A 4325-nucleotide genomic window follows, 5' to 3' on the forward strand; every position below is an offset into this window, starting at 1 on the left:
AAACTAATATCACAGGCAATATAACACTAGACTTTTATTTTATTCCTAAGATTAATGAAGTAGAAGAGTATATGCCTTGGCTTTACAATGGGAGATATGGTAAGGATAATCCTTTCAAATCTATAGGGGGTGTTGGAAATAATAGTAATAGCAATTTATCAGTTGTAGCTCCGAAGAAATATGATTTTAATATGATGGTTAAACCTACTAGCTCTGACTTACCTACAGTAATTTTAGGTAAGTCTGAGGATTCAAATAGAAGTACTTATGTTTATGGAGACAATGATGGAATAGAGGAAGTTAAAATAGAATTTGTGGAAAAATCAGGAAAATATTTCTTTAAATATAAGACACTAAACAATATTTATCCTAAAAGTAATAATATTGGCCAAGAGTTTTCACCTAAAGGAGACAGCATAAATTTAATTATTTACTCAACTAAAAGAAACTCAGAAGAAGATACATCAGGAATGGATTTAAAGATTTCTAATGGAACAAGTAAGAAAGTATTTGTTAAAATATTAAGTGATGATAAATCGAGACCTAGAGTTAACGTTATAACAGAAAAAGGTGAAATTAAACAAGAAAGATAAGAATAACGCATTTTAGGAGCACAACCATTTGTATATATATAAATATTTTAAAATTAATATAAGTACAAATTTGTATATTTTGATTTTAATCTAAAAAGGGGGTTGATAATATATGAAATATAAGAAAAAGAAAGGACTAACTCTTATAGAAGTTATAATCAGCTTAGCAATTTTAGGAATTATTATCACCCCAATATTATCTATGACTTTAACTTCGGTGAAAATAAGTGAAAGTAGCGAGGAAAAAATACTTGCTACGAATTTAGCACAACAGTGTACTGAATATATAAAAAGTGCAGACACAAGTATGCCGAATTTTCAGACTATTATGAAAACACAACTTGGATTAATAAAACTTGTAGATGCAAATACATCTGACAATGAGAATTTGGCTAAAATAAATGTTATATTAAATGGAGATCCAGAAATACTAGATTACTATTTATACAATGGTGAGAATAAACAAAAGTACAAAAATTTTTTAACTAAAATAGCCTATCATATTGACGAGGAAACAATAATTAATGAGGATAGTGATAACAGTAATTATGACATGATAATTACTGTAGATACAGATAATAAAATATCTATAATGGATAATAAAAGCAACCTAATAGCATCTTCGGTAGATATGGCATTTAGTGAAGGTAATCCTCGTCCCGTTATTAAAATTATTAATAATGAAAGTAATGTAGAATGTAGTGTTAAACAGGGAAATCTTAATTTAGGAGTGGAAATTGGTAAAGATCCAAATGCTACTGGGAAGGTGAAAATTATATTTAAAAGCACTAATAATGTAAATGTAGATATTAATGCTGAGAATATGGAGTCCGTTGATTCCGAAGATATTAAGCCTACTTATGGGAATTTAGATTTGAAAGTGCTAAAAACATCAGACTCAAATTATGATTATACTGTTGTGGAAAATCATGGAACTAATAGCGATTATATAAATGAGCAGTATGAGATTTTTGATATAAATAAACAAGATCCAAATAAGCTAATGAAAAAATATATAGTGAATATAGAGGTATGGTATTATGACAGCCGAAGTAATACAAAATTTCTAATGCAACAAGTTAAAACTTATAAAACGATATAAAAGTGTTGAAACTTTTATAACCTAATATTGTAGGAAAGGAGGATAGCATTACTCCATAGCTTATTTATTATAATGTTGTATGGATTTTGCTTAATATATTATGAGTGAAAAACCAAAATATAAAAGAGGTTCATCATTGGTAATGGTTTTAGTTGTAATGTTTGTATTGATGATTTTAGGAACCTCAATGCTATCCTTAGCACTTAGTAGTTACAAGTTTAGGGCTATTGAGCAAAACAAGAAAGTTAGTATGTATGCATCAGAAGCAGGAATTGATGAAGCATATGGTATTATGGGAACTTTTGTTCAATATGGTATTCAGCAGGGCAATAAAGCAGTAGATGAATATGATAAAAACTTTGAAACTATGATAAAAGTTGAAAGATATAAAGTTGAACGTACAAAAGAAAGTGACTATATTGATAAGGGTGGTGTTATAAAACGAAGCACCTATATAGATAAGGATGGTGTTATAACCAACAGCACTGTTGAAGCAGATAAGAAAAGGGTTTTTGAAGAAGGATATAAGGAGAGTAACATTCAGTCTCTTTCTATTAATTACATGGAGGAAGACGCTATAGTACCTGTAAATTGTTATGACAGTACTGGCTCTATAACAGAAAAAGGTTATAAAGAATTTATTGAAACGGGATTGATTAGCGGTGAAGGGATTTTTAAACAAGAGGATATATTGAGTCACGGGGGAATGGGTAATCTTATAGATAAGTTGAACGGTTACACAAATCAAATAAATGTAGCTTCAGATGATAAAGAAGATATAAAGGTAAATGATGAAAAAACAACAAAATTTTTTGATGGAAACAATAAAGTAGTGGTAAACATTGAGTCTTCATATACTCATAACTCAACACCAAGAATAATTAACGCTACTTATGAGATTAACATTGCAAAATACAATGTCCAATATAATCTATTGCCTACTCAAATAGTAAAAATACCTAAAAATCCTGCATGGTCAAAAGCTTTAATGGTTAATGGGGATATGAAAATAAATGAAGGCAGCGTTATTATTGGTAAAGAGAGTGAAGATAGTGACCTTGACTCCAATAATACTGGAATATATGTTTCAGGTAAAGAAACAGGTATAGATTTACAAAATAATACTGCTTCATTAAAAGTAATTGGCAATGTAGTAACAAATAAAAACTTAATGCTTTCTTATGATGCTATTAATACTACTACAAATAATAATGTGGAGGTTAATGGTAATATATATGCAAGAAATATTATTATAGCTAAAAAAACTACTACTGATGAGCAATCGGATGATACAAGTGAATTAGAGGCAATTGGTGGTGAAATTCATACAGTTGGAATTGATGCTATAAGAGATGGTTCTGTTTATCTTATGGATGATTTGGAAATTAACAGGGGGATATCTACAGTAGACATTGCAGGGTCATACTATGGCGTATCAGATGGTTCAGAAGGCGAAAGAAATAATTCGGATAATTCAAGTGCTATAATTATTAACACGGAGGATATAGGTAACAAAAAAGAAGTAGACAAGGATGGTAATATATTTATTGATCCTATTTCTTATGAATCCAACTTAACCATTGGTAAGAACTTATATATTGCAGGTACATCTTATATTAAATTAGCAGACGATAAAAAATATCAAACAGGAGAATCCATATCTATTGTGGGAAACTATAGAGCATATACTGAACCGTTAACTAATCCAACCAATCCACAATTTAAGAAAGATAGTGTTATTTTTGAGTACATAGATCCGCTAACATTAGTCACCAAGTACAATAAAGTTGAGAGTGATGCATCAAGAACAGTAAAAGCATTATTGGAAGAAAACAGGTATGTAACTGTAAATTTAACCGATATTGGAAATGCAGATGAAATGTGTAAAGATACGTATAGTTATAATGTAATATATAATAATAATGAACAAAGTAAAATTGTTCCTATAGGTAAAACAGTGAAACTTGATACATCAATTAAAAAATCGGAAGTTACAGTTAAGTTGTATAAATTAGGTAACATATTAATCAAAGATGAACAAAATGTAACACTAATTTCTTCTGTTAAAATGAATGCATTCGATAAGAGTAAGTATTTTCAACAATATGTTAATCAACCTTCGCAGGAAAATGGATTAAATTTAGGGGAAGGTATTACTATAAATACTAATAGTGAAAATAAACCTGAAAACATTAATGCAGGAAGTATTTCTTCTTCTAAAAACAGTGGTGATTCAATATCTTCAGATAATTGGAATATAGGCTTAGATATGAAAATAAAAGCAAGAAGTATTCAATTGAAAAATCAACTATTCTACATGGGACAAGCAGAAGAATATACCGAGTTAGCTACTGAAACCGAAATAGACAAAATTTCAGATGCTTCAGATGTTAAGGTTATGACAGATAGTAATTATCGTGGAATTGACGATAAAACTGAACCAGAAGTGACCATGGCAAATAATATAGATTTCACTAAATTAACTACAAGAAATGAAGTTAATAACAATGAAGTTATTATATTGGATAAAGATCAAAATAGCACTTATGTATTAAAAGGAAAAAATGCTGGTACTATACCTGGAAATGCTACGGTCGTTGATTTGACAAGTGAAAATGAGTATAAAGGCG

2 protein-coding genes and 1 pseudogene are annotated in these 4325 nt (G+C 29.3%); all 3 read left to right on the forward strand.

All coding sequences use genetic code 11. From position 1 onward, the window contains the following. Positions 1–593 (forward strand): annotated as a pseudogene (locus tag ACJAX4_RS22365) (hypothetical protein); the annotation flags it as partial. Positions 594–705: 112 nt separating this feature from the next. Beyond that, a complete protein-coding gene (locus tag ACJAX4_RS22370; protein ID WP_435791654.1) occupies positions 706–1695 on the forward strand; it encodes a prepilin-type N-terminal cleavage/methylation domain-containing protein in 990 nt (329 codons plus the stop codon). A gap of 136 nt (positions 1696–1831) precedes the next feature. Beyond that, positions 1832–4325, forward strand: a 2494-nt coding sequence (locus ACJAX4_RS22375; RefSeq protein ID WP_435791655.1) for a hypothetical protein, incomplete at its 3' end; no start/stop codon positions are given.

Origin of the sequence: Clostridium sp. (assembly GCF_051278035.1) — a bacterium.
Taxonomy (GTDB): domain Bacteria; phylum Bacillota; class Clostridia; order Clostridiales; family Clostridiaceae; genus Clostridium_AD.

Bases quoted from the DNA above. Each gene is read 5' to 3' on its own strand.
- ACJAX4_RS22370 (WP_435791654.1), top strand. From the start codon at position 706: ATGAAATATAAGAAAAAGAAAGGACTAACTCTTATAGAAGTTATAATC.